The sequence below is a fragment of the Leucobacter chromiiresistens genome (assembly GCF_900102345.1).
GTDB lineage: Bacteria > Actinomycetota > Actinomycetes > Actinomycetales > Microbacteriaceae > Leucobacter > Leucobacter chromiiresistens.
This window is the reverse complement of sequence record NZ_FNKB01000001.1, coordinates 2185537-2203226: the sequence shown is the minus strand read 5'-3', so window position 1 is coordinate 2203226 and position 17690 is coordinate 2185537. Positions and strand designations below refer to the sequence as shown.

Sequence of the window (17690 nt, the reverse complement as noted above, 5' to 3'; positions counted from 1 at the left end):
GATGCGCATCGAAGAGCACGGCTCGCTCGACGAGCTCGCACGAGCGGCCGCGAGCGAGATCATCTCGGTCTGCAGCTCGCGGCAGGCCGACGGCGGAGTGCCCTGCATCGTGCTCACCGGCGGCACCGGGGGCGAGCGGGTGCTCTCCGCGCTCGCGTCGCACGACGAGCTCGAGCAGGTCGATTGGGCCCGCGTGCGCTTCCTCTGGGGCGATGAGCGCTGGGCCCCGGCGGGTCACGAGGATCGCAACGATCTGCTCGCCGACCGCACGCTGTTCGCTGCGACCACCGTGGACCCGGCGCTCGTGCACCGGTTCGCGGCCTCCGACTCCGGGGTCGGCCTCGACGAGGCCGCCGCGGCGTACGCGGAGGTGGTCGACGGCATCGGCCGGATCGACCTGGCGCTGAACGGGGTGGGGCCCGACGGCCACATCGCGTCGCTCTTCCCCGGCCGGGAGGAGCTCGAGGCGGTCGGCGCCGACGCGCCCGCGGCCCTCGCGATCCGCCACTCGCCGAAGCCGCCGCCGGAGCGCGTCACCCTGACGCTCGCCGCGCTGCGCCGCGCCGAACGCGTCTGGCTCATCGCAGCGGGCGCGGGCAAGGCGGAGGCGGTCGAGCGCGTGCTCGCCGCTCGCGAACCGCTGCTCCCGGCCGCCCGGGTCTCGGGCACGCGTGAGACCGTGCTGTGGGCCGACAGCGAGGCGCTGAGCGCGCGAAGTTGAGGGCGGGGAGCGCTTCCCCTATTCTCGACCGGGGGGGTGGTTATCGAAAGGTAAGCCACAATGCACACTCCGCGTCCGTCCGATACTGGGGGTATCGCGCGGGAGCCCCGCATCGCCAGAACGAGCACTTCGCCGAGCCGCGCGACGACGCTCGTATCGTTCGACGGCCTGCCCGCTCGGGTTGGGCTTCGATCCGATCCGTACCCGTCCCGACGGACGAACGTCGTCGCCGCGATTGTCGCGGTCGCCGTCGCAGTGTACTCGGTGCACGAAGCGGCGAGTGCTCAGAGCGCCTGGGCACTCGTCACGTTCCTGATCGGCACGCTGCTGTGCTGTCTGGTGCTGATGAGTTCGCTCGCCTTCCCATCCGCGTATCGCCCGGGCGCCGTGCGCATCATCATCGATACCGCGCCGCCGCGCCTCAGCCTGCACTCGCCCAGGGCACTCGCCCTCGAATGGACCGCCTTCGCCGCGACGATGCTGTGGGCCGGAGCAGCCGTCGCACTCGTCCTGTTCGCCCTCGTGCAGTACGGAGCGATGGCTGCTCTGAGCAGGTGCCGCGTTCGATGCTCGTGGCCTTCGCGGCCGCCGTGTTCTCTCTCGCACATATGGTTCGCAAGGTGCGCCAGGAGACGGAGGAGCCCTCCGGCCTCCACTTGACCCCGCAGCGGATCATCACCGCCGGTGAAGGCACCCTGCGCCACGTCCGCTGGCGTGACGTGGCCCATGCGACCGTTGCGGTGCACCGGCTGCTGGGCCCGCACCTGGTGCTGCTCGGCGCCGATGAACGCAAGCTCGCAGCGGTGAGCGTGCGCTATCTCGGTTCCGACCCGATGGTGACGGCAGCACTCGTCCGATACTTCCGGGATCACCCCGAGGAGCGGGAGCTGCTCGCCGACCGGGAGCGCGCGATCGCGCAGTTCCACCGGCACCTCGAGCGACTGGAGGGCGAGTGATGTGCAGAGCGGGCGTGCAGCCCGGGCCCGGAACGGGCCTGCGAGCGCCCGAACGCGCGAGCGGCTAGAATGGCGAGGTTGCCCATTCGCTCAGCCCTGGTGCGAGAACGTCTCCCCGAGATGCGCTGAGTCGGCACGATCTAGGAGCCCTACACCATGATTTCCGTCGAAGACCTCGCCATCGACGTCGGCGCCCGCCGTCTCATGTCGGGGGTCACGTTCCGCGTGAACCCCGGCGACAAGATCGGCCTCGTCGGCCGCAACGGCGCCGGCAAGACGACGCTCACGCGCACGCTGTCGGGGGAGCTGCAGCCGGCGGAGGGCGCGATCAAGGTCACCGGCGAACTCGGATTCCTCCCGCAGGATCCCCGCACGGGCGACCCCGAGCAGATCGCGCGGCACCGCATTCTCGACGCACGCGGGCTCGGCACGCTGCAGCAGAACATCGCGAAGGCGACGGAGGAGATGGGGTCGAGCGATCCGGCCGTCGCCGAGAAGGCCATGAAGCGCTTCGGCAACCTCACCGATCGGTTCCAGGCGCTCGGCGGCTACGCGGCCGAATCGGAGGCGGCCTCGATCTCGAACAACCTCGGGCTGCCCGACCGCATTCTCGACCAGCCGCTCAAGACGCTCTCGGGCGGTCAGCGGCGCCGCATCGAGCTCGCGCGCATCCTGTTCTCCGACGCCGACACCATGATCCTCGACGAGCCGACGAACCACCTCGACGCCGACTCGATCGTGTGGCTGCGCGAGTTCCTGAAGCACTCGAAGGCCGGCGTCATCGTGATCAGCCACGACATCGATCTCGTGGGCGAGACGGTGAACCGCGTCTTCTACCTCGACGCCAACCGCCAGGTCATCGACATCTACAACATGAACTGGAAGCTGTATCTGCGCCAGCGCGCCGCCGACGAGGAGCGGCGCCGCAAGGAGCGGAGCAACATCGAGAAGAAGGCGTCGGTGCTGAAGGATCAGGCCGCGCGCTTCGGTGCGAAGGCTTCGAAGGCCGCGGCGGCGCATCAGATGGTCGCCCGCGCCGAGAAGATGCTCGCCGGGCTCGAAGACGAGCGCCAGGTGGAGCGCGTCGCGAAGCTGCGCTTCCCCGACCCGTCGCCGTGCGGCAAGACGCCGCTCATGGCCGAGGGGCTGTCGAAGTCGTACGGCTCGCTCGAGATCTTCGCCGGAGTCGACCTCGCCATCGACCGCGGGTCCAAGGTCGTGGTGCTGGGGCTCAACGGTGCGGGCAAGACGACGCTGCTGCGCCTGCTCGCGGGCGTCGACGAGCCCGACACGGGCGAGCTCATCGCGGGCCACGGTTTGAAGGTCGGCTATTACGCGCAGGAGCACGAGACGCTCGACGTGCGGGCGAGCGTGCTGCAGAACATGGTCTCCGTGTCGCAGCACCTCACCGAGACGGAGGCGCGTCGCGTGCTCGGCTCCTTCCTGTTCACCGGCGACGACGTGCACAAGCCCGCGGGGGTGCTCTCCGGCGGGGAGAAGACGCGCCTCGCGCTCGCCATGCTCGTCGTCTCGAGCGCCAACGTGCTGCTGCTCGACGAGCCCACGAACAACCTCGACCCGGCCAGCCGTGAGGAGGTGCTCGACGCCCTCGCTCACTTCACGGGCGCCGTCGTGCTCGTCTCGCACGATCCCGGCGCCGTGGAGGCGCTGAACCCCGAGCGCGTACTGATCATGCCCGATGCGACCGAGGATCACTGGTCGAAGGAGTACCTCGAGCTCATCGAGCTCGCCTAGGCGGCGCGCCGCAGTTCCACGCCCGGATCGTTGAGTGGCGGCGTCGGCGTCCGAGCGACGACGATCTCAGCGAGGCGTTGGCGTCGGTGCCTGAGTCGGCGTCGGCGTCGCACGCTCGTCCGCGTCGCCCGGTTCGTCACCCGACTCCCGTCCGAGGTCCGTGCCCGCACGGTCGAGCCGCGTGATCACGAACGCGGCGCCGTCGCCCTGCATGCCGTTCGAGTAGTACTCGACGTGCGGCTCCTCGTCGAAGTCGAGGCTGCTCTGGCAGATGAAGTCGCCGGCGACGCAGTAGTCGCGCATGCGTTCGCCCACCGCATCGAGCGCTCCGTCGGGGCGGGGGAGCAGCCCGTCGGTCTCCACGTCGTAGCTGCCCACGTTGTACTCCTCGTCGCCGACGAATCGCGGATCGCCGTACAGCACGACGGCGAGCACGCGGCCGAGCGTCTCCTCGTCGACCGATCCCACGGTCGGGCCGACCATGCGGTCCTCCGGCGAGGCGAGCGCGTCGCCGACGACGAGAGCCCCCTGCGAGTAGCCGAGCAGTACGAAGCGCTGGGCGGGGCACGTCTCGGCCTGCACCCGCAGCACGTCGACGAGGGTGCGCACGCCGATCGTGCCGCCCTCCTTGATGTCGGTGTCTGCGGGGTAGTCGAGGTCGAGCACCTCGACGTCGCCGGGGCGGGCCTGCGACACGGTGCGGGCGACGGGGGAGAGCAGCTGACCCTGGCTCGGCTCGCCCGTGCCGCGGGCAGTGACCACCAGGTAGGGGTCGCAGTCGACGGGGTCGACGACGGGTTCGGGGTGCAGTTCGGCGTCGTAGAGCTCGTCGGCCTTCGGCGGTGCCGGATTCTCGGTGACCTCGGAGAGCGATTCGCGGGTCTCCGACGGATCGACGGGCGCCGCGCAGCCGCTGACGCCGAGCGCAGCCGCTCCGAGAAGAAGCGCGCACGGCAGCAGCAGGCGTCGCGAGCGGCGACGCATCAGCAGATCACCCATCGAGCAGCGCGTCCTCCACGTCGGCGTCGCTCGGCCCCCGTCGACGCTTCCGCTCGGCCGTTCTGCGGTCGAGCTCGCGCACCTCGTCGCTGCCGACGTTCAACGTGCGGTACTCGCGGCGCGCGGCGTAGACGACGCCGATCGCGGCGATCGCGATGAAGATGTACCACTGCACCGCGTACGACAGGTGCGGGCCCTCGTCGCGCTCGGGCTTCGCGGGGAGCACGCCGTGCTCCGCCTCCGGCGTCTCGCTGACGAGCATGCCGTAGGCGCCCGTGTAGGCAGAGTCGGCGACGCCCGCCAGTGCGGCGAGCTCGGGCAGCTCGATGCTCGCGACCGCTCGCCCCGCGGTTGTGCGGCCCGGGATCTCGGGCTCGGAGGCGCGCAGACGCGCCTCGACCACCGCGGGCCCGCTCGGGGGGAGGGGCAGGTCGGCGGGGTCGACGTCATCGGCCGATGCGCCGTCGATCGGCACCCACCCGCGATCGACGAAGAACGTCGCGCCCTCCGCCGTGCGCAACGGCTGGATCAGGTCGGAGCCGACGCCGCCGGGGCCCGGTCGGTTGCGGGCGAGGAACGGGTCGCCGACGTACTCGCCCTCGACGCGCACCGTGCGCCACTTCTGGCGATCCTCGTCGAACTGCGACAGCTCCGGCAGCTCCTGCGCGAGTGCGACCGGCTCGGCGTCGTAGTTGTTGTCGATGCGGTCGATCTCGGCGCGGGCCTCAGCGCGGCGCTCGAACTGCCAGTTGCCGAGGAGCACGCACGCGATCGAGAAGATCAGCAGCATCGCGGCGTACCCCGCCCAGCGTCCCGAGCGCAGGAACGACCACCCCACGCGCGCCGGCTCCCCGCGCTCGTGCGCCGAAGCCGACGGGGCCGCCTCCGTCGGCGCGCTCCGGTCGATCGTCCCATGGTCAGTCATCCAGCTCTCCCACCGCGCGCACCTCGAGCGGGAAGCTCCGGGCCTCCAGAAAAGCGTACAGCGTCTCCCGATGCTCGTCGCAGGCCAGCCACGTCTTGCGCCGTTCGGGGCCGTGGATCTTCGGGTTGCGCCAGAGGATCGCCCACCGCGCCTCCTCCCGGCACCCCGCCCGCGAGCACTCGAAGCGCCGCTCCGGTGCGTCGCCGAGCGTCAGCGACGGCGTCGCGATGCCGCTCACTGCGCCGCCCCGGGCTCTCGGGCGTGTCCGCCGCCTCCGCGGCGCTCGGGGTCGACGTCGATCACGATCACCTCGTGGGCGGCATCGCTCGCGTCGAGGGGCTCGGGTTCGGCGGCCTCGAGCCGCAGCGGCTCCGGCTGGTCGGGCACCTGCTCGCCGCCGTGCGCGACCGCGTTGCCGACGAGCACCGCGAACCAGGGGAGGATGATGGCCCCCGCCGCCGACAGCAGCACCCACCAGTCGCGCACCCAGAAGAGCGACACCACGCAGGCGACGCGGAGCGACATCGCGATGAAGTACATGCGCATCCGGTGCGCGCGATCCTCGGCCGGGTTCACCCCCGCCGACGTCACGTCGTAACTCTTGGCCATTCGCCCCTTCTCCGTCGTGCCCAGACTACGCCGTTCAGCTGAATCCCCGCCCCGGGATCGCAGCGCGCCGCCCCGCTCGCCGACGCCCTGCATCGGTAGGCTGGACGCCAGTTGTTCAGACGGAAGGATTCCCATGCCCACTTCGCGCACCGTACTCGTCACCGGCGGCAACCGCGGCATCGGCTACGCGATCGCCGAACGCATGCTCGCCGACGGCCACCGGGTCGCCGTGACCTCCCGCTCGGGCTCCGGGCCGGAGGGGACGCTGACCGTGCGCGCCGAGATGACGGATGCGGCCTCGATCGACGCGGCGTTCTCGGAGATCGAGGCGCAGCTGGGCCCGGTCGAGGTGGTCGTGGCGAACGCCGGGATCACGAAGGACACGCTGCTGCTGCGCATGACGGAGGAGGAGTTCACCAGCGTCATCGACACGAACCTGACCGGCACCTTCCGCGTGGTGAAGCGCGCCGCGAAAGGGCTGCTCAAGGGTCGGTTCGGCCGGGTGATCCTGATCTCGAGCGTGGTCGGCCTGTACGGCGGACCGGGGCAGATCAACTACTCCTCGTCGAAGGCCGGCCTCGTCGGATTCGCGCGCTCGCTCACCCGGGAGCTCGGCTCGCGCGGCATCACCGCGAACGTCATCGCGCCGGGATTCATCGAGACCGACATGACGGCCGCGCTGCCCGAGGCTCAGCAGCAGCAGTACCTCGGGTCGATCCCCGCGGGCCGCTTCGGGCAGGTCGCCGAGATCGCGGGAGCCGCGTCCTTCCTCGCGGGCGACGACGCCGCGTACATCTCGGGCGCCGTGATCCCGGTCGACGGCGGACTGGGCATGGGGCACTGACCCCGGCAGTGGCGGTGGCGGTGGCGGTGGCGGTGGCGCACCCTTCCGTCCGCGCCCCCGCGACCAGTAGCCTGAGCGCATGAGCACACCACAGCAGACCCGTTCACTGGCCCGCGTCGCCGTCGACGCGCAGACCCTCGCCGATCTGTACGCGGCGCCCGAGGCCCTCCGCGTCATCAATGTCTGGGATGCGGTGAGCGCCCGCGTCGTGGCGCAGCTCCCGGGCACCCGAGCGATCGCCACGGCGGGGCACAGCATCGCGGCGAGCCACGGGTACGCCGACGGGGAGCAGATTCCGCTCGAGCTCATGATCGACGCCATCGCGCGCATCGCGTCGGCCACCGATCTCCCCGTGACCGCCGACCTCGACGGCGGGTTCGCGGACGCCGGCGAGACGGTGCGGCGCGCGATCGGCGCGGGCGCCTCGGGGGCGAACATCGAGGATCGCCTGCGCCCGCTCGACGAGTCGGTCGCGATCATGCGCGCGGCGATCGAGGCGGGGGAGCAGGAGGGCGTGCGCTTCGCCCTGAACGCCCGCACCGACGCGCTGGTGCGCGGCGGCGACCGGCCGCGCGAAGCGTCGATCGCCGACGCCGTCGAGCGGGGGCGCGCCTACCTCGACGCGGGCGCGACCTGCGTCTTCGTGCCCGGCGTGCTCGACGCCGACGACACGCGAGCGCTCGTCGAGGGCATCGGCGAGCGCAAGATCAGCGTCATCGGGCTCCCCGGCGCGCTCACCGCGGCGGAGTACGAGTCGCTCGGCGTCGCACGCGTCTCGTACGGCCCGATGCCGCAGAATGTGGCGCTCACGGCGCTCAAGCGTCTCGGCGAATCGCTGCTCGCCGACGGCGTCATCCCCGACGGCACCGAGGCGCTCAACAACTTCTGAGCACGGGCCGCCGGGTCAGGAGAGCCGGTCGAGGAGGGGGATCGCGAGCGCCAGATCGTCGGCGATGGAGACGTCTGCGCGCTCGCGCACGACCGGCTTCCCGTTGAACGCCACTCCGATCGCGGCGACCGCCATCATCTCCAGGTCGTTCGCCCCGTCGCCGATGGCGATCGTCGCCGACAGCGGGATCCCCGCCTCCGCCGCCCACTCCCGCAGCGCCGCGGCCTTCGCCGCTGCGTCGACGATCGGGCCGACGGTGCGACCCGACAGCGCCCCGTCGACCACTTCGAGGCGGTTGGCCCGCCACAGGTCGATTCCGAGATCGGCGGCCAGGGGATCCAGCACCTCGTGGAAACCGCCCGAGACGACGCCGACGCGGCCTCCGCGCTCGTGCACCGCGGCGACGAGTTCGCCGATGCCCCGCGTGGGCCTGACGCGCGCGTAGGCCTCGGCGAACACCGACTCCGGTGTGCCCGCGAGCGTCGCGACGCGCTCGCGCAGACTCTCGGCGAAGTCGAGCTCGCCCCGCATCGCGCGCTCGGTCACCGCCGCCACCTCGGCGCGGCTCCCCGCGGCGTCCGCGAGCAGTTCGATCACCTCGTCCTGGATCGTGGTGGAGTCGCAGTCGAGCACGACGAGGGGGCGTGTGATGCCGGGAGAAGTCATGATTCCCAGGATAGGCTGAGGCCCATGGTCACTGTGCTCCGCCTCACCGATGTCTCCTACGTGCGCAACGGCAGGCCGATCCTCGACGGGATCGACTGGTCGGTCGACGATGCGGAGCGGTGGGTGATCCTCGGGCCGAACGGCGCCGGCAAGACGACGCTCATGAAGCTCGCGACCGCGGGGGAGTACCCGACGCGCGGAAGCGTCGACGTGCTCGGCGAGCGCCTCGGCCGCGTCGACGTGTTCGAGCTGCGCAACCGCATCGGCTTCGTCTCCTCGACCGCGGCGCGGCGCATTCCCGCGAGCGAGCTCGTGCGCGACGTGGTGCTGACCGCCGCGTACTCGGTCGAGGGGCGCTGGAACGAGGAGTACGACAGCATCGACGTGCGCCAGGCCGAGCGCATCCTCGCCGAATGGGATCTCGGCGCTTACGCGGACCGGGCGTTCGGCACCCTGAGCGATGGCGAGCGGAAGCGCGCGCTCATCGCGCGCGCCGTGATGACCGATCCCGAGCTGCTGCTGCTCGACGAGCCGAGCGCGAATCTCGACCTGGGCGCGCGCGAGCGCCTGCTGCAGATGCTCTCGGGCTTCGCCGCGTCCCCGTCCTCGCCGGCCATGGTGATGGTGACGCATCACGTCGAGGAGATCCCCCCGGGCTTCACGCATGTGCTGCTGATGCGGGAGGGCAGGATCGAGGCGGCGGGGCCGATCTCCGAGACCCTCACGGCGGCCGCTCTGGAGTCGACGTTCGGCATGCCCTTCGATCTGTCAGAGGCCGATGGGCGCTACGCGGCCGTGGCGCGCCCGACGGCCTGAGCGAGCCCGTTCTCCCCGGGGTCTGGTAGAGTAGCGCTTTGGTGCGATCACAATCGCCGATCCCAAGACCTCCGAGCGTGCTGCTACACGCTCACTCCCAGGCAAACACGAAGGAACTCTCATGAAGACCGATACCCACCCCGAGTACAACGCAATCGTTTTCCGCGACCTCGCGTCGGGGGAGACGTTCCTCACCCGGTCGACGCTCACCAGCGAGAAGACGATCGAGCTCGACGGCGAGACCTACCCGGTGATCGATGTCGAAATCTCGAGCGCCTCGCACCCGTTCTACACGGGCAAGCAGCGCATCATGGACTCGGCCGGCCGCGTCGAGAAGTTCAACAAGCGCTTCAAGGGCTTCGGCGCCTGATCCGAAGCTGCACACCGCAAGAGGGCCGTGCGATCCGATGAGGATCGCACGGCCCTCTTCCGTGCTCGGCCCCGCTCAGCGGATCGGCCACCGGCCGTCCGCCACGAACGACGGATTGCGGGCCCGTCGCATGTACTCCTGGAAGCTCGCCGCCTGCGCCGCCGCCCAGCCGACCTGCAGTCGATGGATCTCGTCGAGCTCATCGGGCACGACGTCCGCGTACTTCGCGGCGATGCGCTGGAGCACGCGACCGGCGGCGATCGCATCGTCGCCGGCGTCGTGCGCGTTGCCGATCTCGACGCCGTGATGCGCGGCCACCGCCTCGAGGGTGCGCTTGCCCTTGCGGTAGCGGTCGAGCTGCTTGTCGAGGATCAGCGGATCGAGCACGGGGGAGACGTCCGACGGCCAGGGCACCCCGTGCCGTGCCGCCTCAGCCGCCAGCAGCGTCAGGTCGAAGGGCGCGTTGTAGGCGACGATCGGGAACCCGCGCTCGATCATCTCCATCAGCTGATCGACGATCTGCCGCACGCCGACCGACGCTGCGATGCCGCTCGTGCGGGCGATCTCGTTGCTGATGCCGTGCACCTGCACCGCGGCGGCGGGTATCTCGACACCGGGGTCGAGCAGCCAGTCGTAGCGCTCGGACACCTCGCCGCCCGCGCCGAGCAGGGCGATCGATGCGCTCACGATGCGGGCGTGCGCGGTATCGACTCCCGTCGTCTCGGTGTCGAACACGGCGAGGTCGGTGGCCCACAGCGGAAGCGTTTCGGTCACGGAGTTCCTTTCGTCTCTGTCGATCGTAGCGATCGTCGGGGGCGCCGGCGTCTCGGGCGGTGCCCGTCGGCGCTGTCGCCGCGCCGGCGGGCGCCCCGGCAGCGGCAGGAGCTTGTCAGGGGGTCTCAGTAGAATCGTCTCCGTGATCCACGCCCCCCGCGCTCTCCGCATCCCCGCACTCGGTGCAGACACTCGCGCCTGGGAGTACGGCGCGGAGGCGGGGGAGACCCTGATCCTCGTCCACGGGTTCCGGGGCGATCACCACGGGCTCGAGGGCATAGCGATGCGCATCGCAGCGCTGCGGCCCGAGCTGCGCATCATCGTGCCCGACCTTCCGGGGTTCGGCGAGAGCGCGGCGATTCTCGGGCGCACCCACGATCTCGAGCTCTACGGCGAGTGGCTGCGCGCCTTCTCCTCGGCCGTCGCGCCCGACGGCTTCGACGTGCTCGGCCACTCGTTCGGGTCGCTCGTGGTCGCGTGCGCGATCGCCGGCGGGTTGACGCCGAGACGGCTGCTCCTCATCAACCCGATCTCGTCGCCCGCGCTCTCCGGACCGCAGGCGGCCCTCACCCGGCTCGCGATCGGTTACTACCGCGCCGCCGACCTGCTGCCCGAGCGGGCCGCACGCGCGCTCCTCGGCAACGCGGCGATCGTGCGCGTCATGAGCGAGGTCATGGCCAAGACGGGGGATCGCGAACTGCGCGCCTGGATCCACGACCAGCACGCGCGGTACTTCAGCACGTTCGCGCACCCGACGACGCTGCTCGAAGCGTTCCGGGCATCGGTGTCGCACACCGTCCCCGAGTTCTCCGACGCCTTCGCGATGCCGACGCTCATCATCGCGGGAGAGCGCGACGACATCACCCCGCTCGTGCGACAGCTCGAGCTGCATCGGCGCGTGCCCGGCTCCGAGCTCCGCATCGTGCCGGGATCCGGCCATCTCGTGCATTACGAGGCGGTGAACGACGCCGCCGCGTACGCGGTCGACTTCATCGCGCCGCTCTCGGTCGCGTCGGCGTCCGCATCGATTCCCGCGTCGGCGTCGGGGGAGGAGCGCGCGTGAGAGTGACGCGCATCGACGACCTCTCTCACCCGCGGCTCGCCGACTACACGCAGCTCACCGATGTCGCGCTGCGCCGGGTGCGGGAGCCCGAGGAGGGCCTGTACCTCGCCGAGTCGCCGAAGGTGATCGAACGGGCGCTGCGCGCCGGGCACCGGCCCCGGTCGGTGCTGCTGCTCGAGGAGTGGATTGCCCGGGTGGAGCCGCTGCTCGCGGCGTTCCCCGACGTCGACGTCTTCGTGGGGGAGACCGACCAGCTCGCAGAGCTCACCGGGTTCCACCTGCATCGAGGCGCGCTCGCGTCCATGCATCGACCGGCGCCCCGCGATCCCGAGACGCTCCTGCGGGAGTCGAAGCGCGTGGTGGTGCTCGAAGACCTGGCGGATCACACCAACGTGGGCGCGATCTTCCGGTCGGTCGCGGCTTTGGGTGCCGACGCGGTGCTGCTCACGCCGGCCTGCGCCGACCCGCTCTACCGCCGGGCCGTGCGCGTGAGCATGGGCGCGGTGCTGCAGGTGCCGTGGGCGCGACTGCCCGACTGGCGCGAGGCCGGTCCCCTGATTCGAGACGCGGGGTACGAGCTCACCGCCTTCGCGCTGCGCGACGACGCGGAGGATCTCGCGACGTACGTGGACGTGCTGCCCGAGCGTCTCGCACTGATGTTCGGCACCGAGGGCGCCGGCCTCACGCACCGCGCGCTCGCAGCGGCGACGCGTTCGGTCGTGATTCCGATGGAGCACGGCGTGGATTCGCTGAACGTGTCGACCGCGGCGGCGCTCGCGCTGTGGGCCGCGCGCACCGCGGACGCCCGCGGTCGCGACGACGACGGAGCGCGGCGGGGAGACGGCGCGTGACCGGTTCGAGCGCGGGGCGGCGACGAGCCGTCTGGTTCCTGGCCTTTTGGGCCGTCGTCGGGGTCGCGTCGTACGTGCTCGGCGTGAGGAACGTGCTCGGTCAGCGCGCAGAGGAGAGCGTGCTCGACGCCGCAGAGTTCACCTTCACCCCGCCCGCGCCGCTCAACCTGGTCTCCGTTCCCACGATCGCGATCGCGCTCGCGGTCGTCGGCGTGGTCGCCTGGGCGTCGCACGGCCTCCGTCGGGCGCTCGTCGTCACGGCGATTCCCGCGGCGGCGATCGTCGCGGCGCAGCTGCTGAAGCTGCGTCTGCTGACGCGGCCCGAGCTCTTCGAACTCGATGCGGCGAACACGTTCCCGAGCGGCCATATGACGGTCTTCGCCGCGATCAGCTGCGCCCTCGTTTGGGCCGTGCCGAGTCGTGTGCGAGCCTTCGTCGCCCTGGGCGGCGCGGCCCTCATCGCGGCGGTCGGGTGGCAGCTGCTCGCCTACGGGTGGCATCGGCCCAGCGACGTCTACGGCGGGATCGCGCTGGCCGTCGCGGCGTTCGCGCTTGCGGCGCTCATCCTTCCTCCGACGTCGCGCGGGCCCGTCGTGCTCGGTCGCAGCACATCAGTGGGGCTCGCGATCGTCGGGTGGGTCTGCGTAGCGGCCGCCGTGGTGCTCGTGGGCATCGCCGTGGCGAACGAGAGCTCGGCGCTGATGCTCAGCGCCGGCGAGTTCGGCGGCGTCGGTGCCGGCGCGCTGGCGGCGCGCACGATGCTGCTGCTGGCCGGCCGTCGCGCGGCCTGATCCGCACCTCGGCGCGCTCCTCGATACGTGCATGATAATCTATATTATGTCAGCTCAATCGTGGGCGGGCGCCCGCTGACTCCCCACGCGCGCCGTGCGCTGACGCTCCTCCTGCAACAGCGCCACCGCCGCCGCGAGCACCCAGCGCTCCCCGGCGCGTGAGCTCGCGACGACTCGCAACAACACGTGACAGCTCGCGCTCGCGCCAATGCGCGCCAGCTCTCACCAGCGCGCGCTCGTGCCTAGCAGCATGCGCCGGGTGCGTTCCACCTGATGCGCGGCACCCCTGGCAGACCTGTTGGCGAGATTCAGGGCCTCACCCCCGATCGTCGGCGCTCGAGCCCACGTCTCCCCGAGTATGATTATGCATACATAATGTGCACCTGTCCACCGACCGCGCCGTTCACCCCTGAGCGCCCCTCTTCGTTCAGAGCACAGCGGCCGCACCGCCGCACAGCGCTCCCGCGATGACGATGACCCACGGCGGCACGCGGCAGAGGAGCGCCACGAGCGACAGCAGCGCGAGCGCGAGCGTGGCCCACCCCGTCACCCCGTGCACGAGGACGGGGTCGACGAATGCCGCAGCGAGCACTCCGACGACGGCCGCGCCGATCCCGCGCATCGCCCCCGCGATGGCCGGCCGCCGCTGCAGTCGCGCCCAGAACGGCAGGACGCCGAGCAGCAGCAGAAAGCCGGGGGCGAAGATCGCGACGATGGCGAGGAGCGCGAACGCCGCGCGTTCGGCGCCTCCCCCGGCCCCGTCCCAGACGGCGCCGACGTACGCGGCGAAGCTGAAGAGCGGGCCCGGCACGGCCTGGGCCGCTCCGTACCCGAAGAGCAATTGGTCCTGAGGGATCGCCCGCGCGAGCGCCGGCTCGGCCTCCAGGGTGGCGAGCACCACGTGCCCACCGCCGAACACCGTCGCCCCCGCTCGGTACACCGCGTCGACGAGCGCGACCGCGCCGTTCCGAGTGAGGGCGGCGAGCAGGGGAAGCGCCGCGAGCAGCACGGCGCACAGCGCGAGCGACGTCAGCGCCGCGCCGCGCGACCACAGCGGCCACCCCTCGGCACGACGACCGGCGATCACCCCGCCGTCGCCACCCGCCGACGGCCGCAGCAGGGCGACGCCGGCCAGCGCTCCGCCGCACAGCACCCCGAGCTGCCCCCACACGCCGCCGATCAGGAGCGCCGCGATCGCAGCGAGCACCGCGATGCTCCCCCGCGCTGCGTCGGGCGCCAGGGACCGCCGCATCCCGTGCACCGCGTGCGCCACGACGGCGACGGCCACGGCGAGCACGCCGCGCAGCACGCCGTCAACCACCGGCCCCGTCAGCACTGCCGCACCGAAGGCGACCGCGAGCATGATGAGCGACGAGGGCAACGTGAAGGCGATCCACGCGCTCACCGCGCCCGCGAGACCCGCCCTGCGCAACCCGAGTCCGAACCCGACCTGACTCGACGCCGGGCCCGGCAGAAACTGGCAGAGCGCGACGAGGTCGGCGTACTGCGCGTTGGTCAGCCAGCGCCGACGAACGACGAACTCGTCGCGGAAGTACCCGAGATGCGCGACCGGGCCGCCGAACGACGTGCACCCCAGCCGGAGGAACACTCCGAACACCTCGAGCACTCGAGCTCGGGTGCGCGGATCCGTCGCCATCCCACGATCGTAGCGATTCCGTCGACCGGCCCACCGCTCGCGCGAGCGCTGTTCACCGTTCCGACACCTGAACCCTGCGCGGTCGCCGTCTCGGCGGCCGGCGGCGCGGCAGAGGCCGGATCGATGGGCGGCGGCCCGGATTCGCCTCGCACCGCCGGTTCGGTACCCTGGAGAGTCGCCGAAAACGGAGGAAAGCGCATGTACGTCAAGATCTGCGGGTTGCGCGAGCCCGCGCACGCCGCGCTCGCGGTCGAGCTCGGCGCCGACGCCGTGGGCGTGGTGATGAGCCCCCGAAGCTCGCGCCACGCGACGGCGGACGAGGCGCGAGCAGTGATCGCCGCGGCGCGCGAGGCTCGCGCCGATGTCGACGCGGTGCTCGTGGTGAACACGATCGCCGCGGCGGAGGCGGCGGAGCTCGCGCACGAGCTCGGTTTCGACGTGCTGCAACTGCACGGGGACTACACGGCGGAGGACGTCGCGGCCGGGCAGGCGGTGCTCCCCCGGGTCTGGCGGGCGACCTCGCTCGCGCAGTTCCCCGAGCTGCGCGCGGGCGAGCTGCGCGAGGAACGTCTGCTCCTCGACGGGGCCGTTCCCGGCTCGGGGGCGACGTGGGATCTGACTCCGCTGGGCGCGGATGCCGCGCTCAGAGCGCGCATCGGGGCGGAGTGGCTGCTGGCAGGAGGCCTCGATCCCGACAACGTCGCGCATGCGATCTCACTCGCCCGCCCCGGCGGCGTCGACGTGTCGAGCGGGGTCGAGCGCTCTCCGGGGCAGAAGGATCCCGAACTGATCAGCGCATTCATCGGGGCCGCGCGTGCAGCGTCGGCCCCCGCGGAAGAAGGCGGGCGCGCATGAACGACCGACACGATCCGGCGAAGCGCACGCGGAAGATCACACTGCCGACGCCTCCGCCCGTTCCGCACCCGGGACTCATCCCGGGCATCGGCGTCGAGCAGACGGGCGTCAGGTTCGCGACGAACTGGGTCGTGCTCGGCGTGGCCGTCGCGAGCACGCTGGCGGTCATCGTCTGGGCGTTCATCGCGCCTGATTCCATCGCGGTGGTCGGCGGGGCATCGCTCACCTGGGTCACGGAGAACTTCAGCTGGCTCTTCGGGTCGCTCGCGATCGCCGTGGTGTGCTTCATGCTCGTGGTCGGGTACGGCCGCACCGGCGGCATCCGCCTCGGCTCCGACGACGAGGAGCCCGAGTTCTCGACGCTGTCGTGGATCTCGATGCTCTTCGCGGCGGGGCTCGGGATCGGGCTGCTCTTCTACGGCCCGCTCGAACCCCTGACCTACTTCCTGGATCCCGCCCCCGGCCTCGCTGTCGAACCCGCGAGTGCGGATGCCGCGCTTCCGGCCCTGGCGCAGACCATCCTCCACTGGGGGCCGATCGCATGGTCCTTCTATGCGCTCGTCGGCGGCGCCATCGCGTACAGCGCGTACCGGCGCGGCCGCGCTCCGCTCATCTCGGCGCTCTTCGAACCGGTCTTCCCGGGGAGCAGCAATCGGGTTCTCGGGCGCATCATCGACATCTTCGCGATCATCGTGACGCTCTTCGGCACCGCCGTGTCGCTCGGCATCGGCGCGCTGCAGATCGAGAGCGGGTTCAGCATCGTGACCGGCCTCGGCCCGATGGGCAACGCGTTCATCGTGGGTGCCATCGCCATCCTCACGGCCTGCTTCATCGCGTCGGCCGTGGCCGGGGTGAAGAAGGGCATCCGACGCCTGTCGAACCTCAACATGTTTTTGACGGGGGTACTCGCGCTGTTCGTCTTCATCGTGGGCCCGACGGTCTACGTGCTCAACTTCCTGCCCGCATCGATCATCGAGTTCTTCCAGCAGGCGATGATCATGCTCGCGCGCAACCCCAATCAGGGCGAGGAGGAGACGCAGTTCCTCTCGCAGTGGACGACGTACTACTGGGCGTGGTGGGTCTCCTGGACCCCGTTCGTCGGCATGTTCATCGCGAAGATCTCCCGCGGCCGCACGATTCGCGAGTTCGTGACGACGGTGGTGCTCGTGCCCTCCGCGATCGTGATCACGTGGTTCGTCATCTACGGCGGCACGGCCATCTTCCAGACCCTCCAGGGCGCCCGTCTCGACGCGGGCGGCTCGGGAGAATCCGTGCTCTTCGACATGCTGGGCGGGCTCCCGTTCGGCACGGTGACGTCGGTGATCGCGATGCTCGCCGTGCTCGTGTTCTTCGTGACCGCCGCCGACTCCGCCTCGATCGTGATGGCGTCGATGTCGCAGACCGGCCGCCCCGAGCCGTCGAAGTGGGTGACGATCGTCTGGGGCCTGCTCCTCAGCCTCATCGCCATCGCGCTGCTGCTCGCAGGCGGGCGCGATACGCTCTCCGGCCTGCAGTCCCTGATGGTCGTCTCCGCGCTGCCGTTCGCCTTCGTGGTGATCGGGATCATGATCGCCTGGGCGAAGGATCTGCGCACCGACCCCTACATCATCCGTCGCGCCTACGCGCGGGCCGCGATCGCGCAGGGCGTGCGGCGCGGCATCGACGAGCACGGCGACGACTTCGTCTTCGGCACGAGCAGCGTGCCCGCGCATGAGGGCGCCGGGGCGGGGTTCGACAGCGAGGATCCGGCGCTCACCGAGTGGTACGTCGATGCGACGACCGGCCCCATCCAGCAGGTGACGGGTGCCGACGTGCAGGCGGCACTGGAGCCGGGCCGCATCACCCCGGCCGGCCCGGAGCGCGACGATCGCACGGCGTCGGGCGATGCGGCGCTCACCGCGGCTCCCGGCGACGGGCTCGCTGAGGATCGCGCCCCCGAGGATCGCTCCCCCGGCGAGCGCTGAAGCGCAATCGCACCGAAACCGACTCGACTCGCGGCCGACTGATTCGAGCGCTGCAGCCCCCGGTGATAGCACGTCGTGTGACGCTCCGGCAACGTTGACTTTGCGCTCGCGCGCTCAGTAGGCTTTTCGTGCACGGTTTTGAAACGATTCAACTCAACGGCGAGTGCGCAGAGCCGCAGCGCCGT

General features: G+C 71.1%; 19 protein-coding genes. 12 read left to right on the top strand and 7 right to left on the bottom strand.

From position 1 onward, the window contains the following. The first annotated feature begins 1 nt into the window (after position 1). The 3 genes from pgl to BLT44_RS10025 all read left to right on the top strand — a co-directional run bounded on the left by pgl (position 2) and on the right by BLT44_RS10025 (position 3432). Complete coding sequence (pgl, locus tag BLT44_RS10035; RefSeq protein ID WP_074690179.1) at positions 2–721, top strand: 6-phosphogluconolactonase; 720 nt, start codon at positions 2–4, stop codon at positions 719–721. A 620-nt stretch (positions 722–1341) separates the two neighbouring features. After that, positions 1342–1677 (top strand): hypothetical protein, encoded by a 336-nt coding sequence (locus BLT44_RS10030; protein ID WP_143026038.1) that lies wholly within the window; start codon positions 1342–1344, stop codon positions 1675–1677. A 156-nt stretch (positions 1678–1833) separates the two neighbouring features. Continuing rightward, positions 1834–3432, top strand: a complete 1599-nt coding sequence (locus tag BLT44_RS10025; protein WP_010157228.1) for an ABC-F family ATP-binding cassette domain-containing protein — start codon at positions 1834–1836, stop codon at positions 3430–3432. 66 nt (positions 3433–3498) lie between these two features. Here the strand turns inward: BLT44_RS10025 and BLT44_RS10020 are convergent, their stop codons facing one another. From BLT44_RS10020 to BLT44_RS10005, 4 genes are read right to left on the bottom strand one after another with little or no spacing between them, the layout of a single operon-like run. Next, complete coding sequence (locus tag BLT44_RS10020; protein WP_010157229.1) at positions 3499–4431, bottom strand: cutinase family protein; 933 nt, start codon at positions 4429–4431, stop codon at positions 3499–3501. Then, positions 4424–5356, bottom strand: a complete 933-nt coding sequence (locus BLT44_RS10015; protein WP_010157230.1) for an SURF1 family cytochrome oxidase biogenesis protein — start codon at positions 5354–5356, stop codon at positions 4424–4426. The genes BLT44_RS10020 and BLT44_RS10015 overlap by 8 nt, the downstream gene beginning before the upstream one ends. Continuing rightward, positions 5349–5594, bottom strand: coding sequence for a hypothetical protein (locus tag BLT44_RS10010; protein WP_010157231.1), 246 nt, complete (start codon positions 5592–5594; stop codon positions 5349–5351). The genes BLT44_RS10015 and BLT44_RS10010 overlap by 8 nt, the downstream gene beginning before the upstream one ends. Beyond that, positions 5591–5965, bottom strand: a complete 375-nt coding sequence (locus BLT44_RS10005) for a DUF3099 domain-containing protein (protein WP_010157232.1) — start codon at positions 5963–5965, stop codon at positions 5591–5593. The genes BLT44_RS10010 and BLT44_RS10005 overlap by 4 nt, the downstream gene beginning before the upstream one ends. A gap of 133 nt (positions 5966–6098) precedes the next feature. Here BLT44_RS10005 and fabG point away from each other — a divergent pair, with 133 nt between their 5' ends. Continuing rightward, a complete protein-coding gene (gene fabG, locus BLT44_RS10000) occupies positions 6099–6809 on the top strand; it encodes a 3-oxoacyl-ACP reductase FabG (RefSeq protein WP_010157233.1) in 711 nt (236 codons plus the stop codon). 79 nt (positions 6810–6888) lie between these two features. Then, positions 6889–7698, top strand: a complete 810-nt coding sequence (locus BLT44_RS09995; protein ID WP_010157234.1) for an isocitrate lyase/PEP mutase family protein — start codon at positions 6889–6891, stop codon at positions 7696–7698. 15 nt (positions 7699–7713) lie between these two features. Here the strand turns inward: BLT44_RS09995 and serB are convergent, their stop codons facing one another. Continuing rightward, positions 7714–8364, bottom strand: coding sequence for a phosphoserine phosphatase SerB (gene serB, locus BLT44_RS09990; RefSeq protein ID WP_010157235.1), 651 nt, complete (start codon positions 8362–8364; stop codon positions 7714–7716). 24 nt (positions 8365–8388) lie between these two features. On the opposite strand from serB, the gene BLT44_RS09985 reads away from it, so the two are divergent. Both BLT44_RS09985 and BLT44_RS09980 read left to right on the top strand, forming a co-directional pair. Further along, positions 8389–9180: an ABC transporter ATP-binding protein gene (locus BLT44_RS09985; RefSeq protein ID WP_010157236.1), complete on the top strand. Its 792-nt coding sequence runs from the start codon at positions 8389–8391 to the stop codon at positions 9178–9180. Between the two features lie 121 nt (positions 9181–9301). Next, a complete protein-coding gene (locus tag BLT44_RS09980) occupies positions 9302–9550 on the top strand; it encodes a type B 50S ribosomal protein L31 (RefSeq protein ID WP_010157237.1) in 249 nt (82 codons plus the stop codon). Between the two features lie 75 nt (positions 9551–9625). Here BLT44_RS09980 and BLT44_RS09975 read toward each other — a convergent pair whose 3' ends face one another. After that, positions 9626–10324 (bottom strand): exonuclease domain-containing protein, encoded by a 699-nt coding sequence (locus tag BLT44_RS09975; protein ID WP_010157238.1) that lies wholly within the window; start codon positions 10322–10324, stop codon positions 9626–9628. Between the two features lie 142 nt (positions 10325–10466). Here BLT44_RS09975 and BLT44_RS09970 point away from each other — a divergent pair, with 142 nt between their 5' ends. The 3 genes from BLT44_RS09970 to BLT44_RS09960 are packed head-to-tail and all read left to right on the top strand — an operon-like array spanning position 10467 to position 13029. After that, positions 10467–11387, top strand: coding sequence for an alpha/beta fold hydrolase (locus BLT44_RS09970; protein WP_010157239.1), 921 nt, complete (start codon positions 10467–10469; stop codon positions 11385–11387). Next, a complete protein-coding gene (locus BLT44_RS09965; protein ID WP_040504986.1) occupies positions 11384–12238 on the top strand; it encodes a TrmH family RNA methyltransferase in 855 nt (284 codons plus the stop codon). The genes BLT44_RS09970 and BLT44_RS09965 overlap by 4 nt, the downstream gene beginning before the upstream one ends. Continuing rightward, positions 12235–13029, top strand: a complete 795-nt coding sequence (locus tag BLT44_RS09960; RefSeq protein ID WP_010157241.1) for a phosphatase PAP2 family protein — start codon at positions 12235–12237, stop codon at positions 13027–13029. Before BLT44_RS09965 ends, BLT44_RS09960 begins: the two co-directional genes overlap by 4 nt. A 427-nt stretch (positions 13030–13456) precedes the next feature. Here the strand turns inward: BLT44_RS09960 and chrA are convergent, their stop codons facing one another. Next, positions 13457–14686: a chromate efflux transporter gene (chrA, locus tag BLT44_RS09955; protein WP_010157242.1), complete on the bottom strand. Its 1230-nt coding sequence runs from the start codon at positions 14684–14686 to the stop codon at positions 13457–13459. Positions 14687–14884: 198 nt separating this feature from the next. Here chrA and BLT44_RS09950 point away from each other — a divergent pair, with 198 nt between their 5' ends. Further along, a complete protein-coding gene (locus tag BLT44_RS09950; RefSeq protein ID WP_010157243.1) occupies positions 14885–15541 on the top strand; it encodes a phosphoribosylanthranilate isomerase in 657 nt (218 codons plus the stop codon). Further along, positions 15538–17505 (top strand): BCCT family transporter, encoded by a 1968-nt coding sequence (locus BLT44_RS09945; protein WP_010157244.1) that lies wholly within the window; start codon positions 15538–15540, stop codon positions 17503–17505. The genes BLT44_RS09950 and BLT44_RS09945 overlap by 4 nt, the downstream gene beginning before the upstream one ends. Positions 17506–17690 lie beyond the last annotated feature (185 nt).

Bases quoted from the DNA above. Each gene is read 5' to 3' on its own strand.
- BLT44_RS09980 (WP_010157237.1), top strand. From the start codon at position 9,302: ATGAAGACCGATACCCACCCCGAGTACAACGCAATCGTTTTCCGCGAC.
- BLT44_RS10020 (WP_010157229.1), bottom strand. From the start codon at position 4,431: ATGGGTGATCTGCTGATGCGTCGCCGCTCGCGACGCCTGCTGCTGCCG.
- pgl (WP_074690179.1), top strand. From the start codon at position 2: ATGCGCATCGAAGAGCACGGCTCGCTCGACGAGCTCGCACGAGCGGCC.
- chrA (WP_010157242.1), bottom strand. From the start codon at position 14,686: ATGGCGACGGATCCGCGCACCCGAGCTCGAGTGCTCGAGGTGTTCGGA.
- BLT44_RS10005 (WP_010157232.1), bottom strand. From the start codon at position 5,965: ATGGCCAAGAGTTACGACGTGACGTCGGCGGGGGTGAACCCGGCCGAG.
- BLT44_RS09950 (WP_010157243.1), top strand. From the start codon at position 14,885: ATGTACGTCAAGATCTGCGGGTTGCGCGAGCCCGCGCACGCCGCGCTC.
- BLT44_RS10015 (WP_010157230.1), bottom strand. From the start codon at position 5,356: ATGACTGACCATGGGACGATCGACCGGAGCGCGCCGACGGAGGCGGCC.
- fabG (WP_010157233.1), top strand. From the start codon at position 6,099: ATGCCCACTTCGCGCACCGTACTCGTCACCGGCGGCAACCGCGGCATC.
- BLT44_RS09985 (WP_010157236.1), top strand. From the start codon at position 8,389: ATGGTCACTGTGCTCCGCCTCACCGATGTCTCCTACGTGCGCAACGGC.
- BLT44_RS09995 (WP_010157234.1), top strand. From the start codon at position 6,889: ATGAGCACACCACAGCAGACCCGTTCACTGGCCCGCGTCGCCGTCGAC.
- BLT44_RS10025 (WP_010157228.1), top strand. From the start codon at position 1,834: ATGATTTCCGTCGAAGACCTCGCCATCGACGTCGGCGCCCGCCGTCTC.
- BLT44_RS09945 (WP_010157244.1), top strand. From the start codon at position 15,538: ATGAACGACCGACACGATCCGGCGAAGCGCACGCGGAAGATCACACTG.
- serB (WP_010157235.1), bottom strand. From the start codon at position 8,364: ATGACTTCTCCCGGCATCACACGCCCCCTCGTCGTGCTCGACTGCGAC.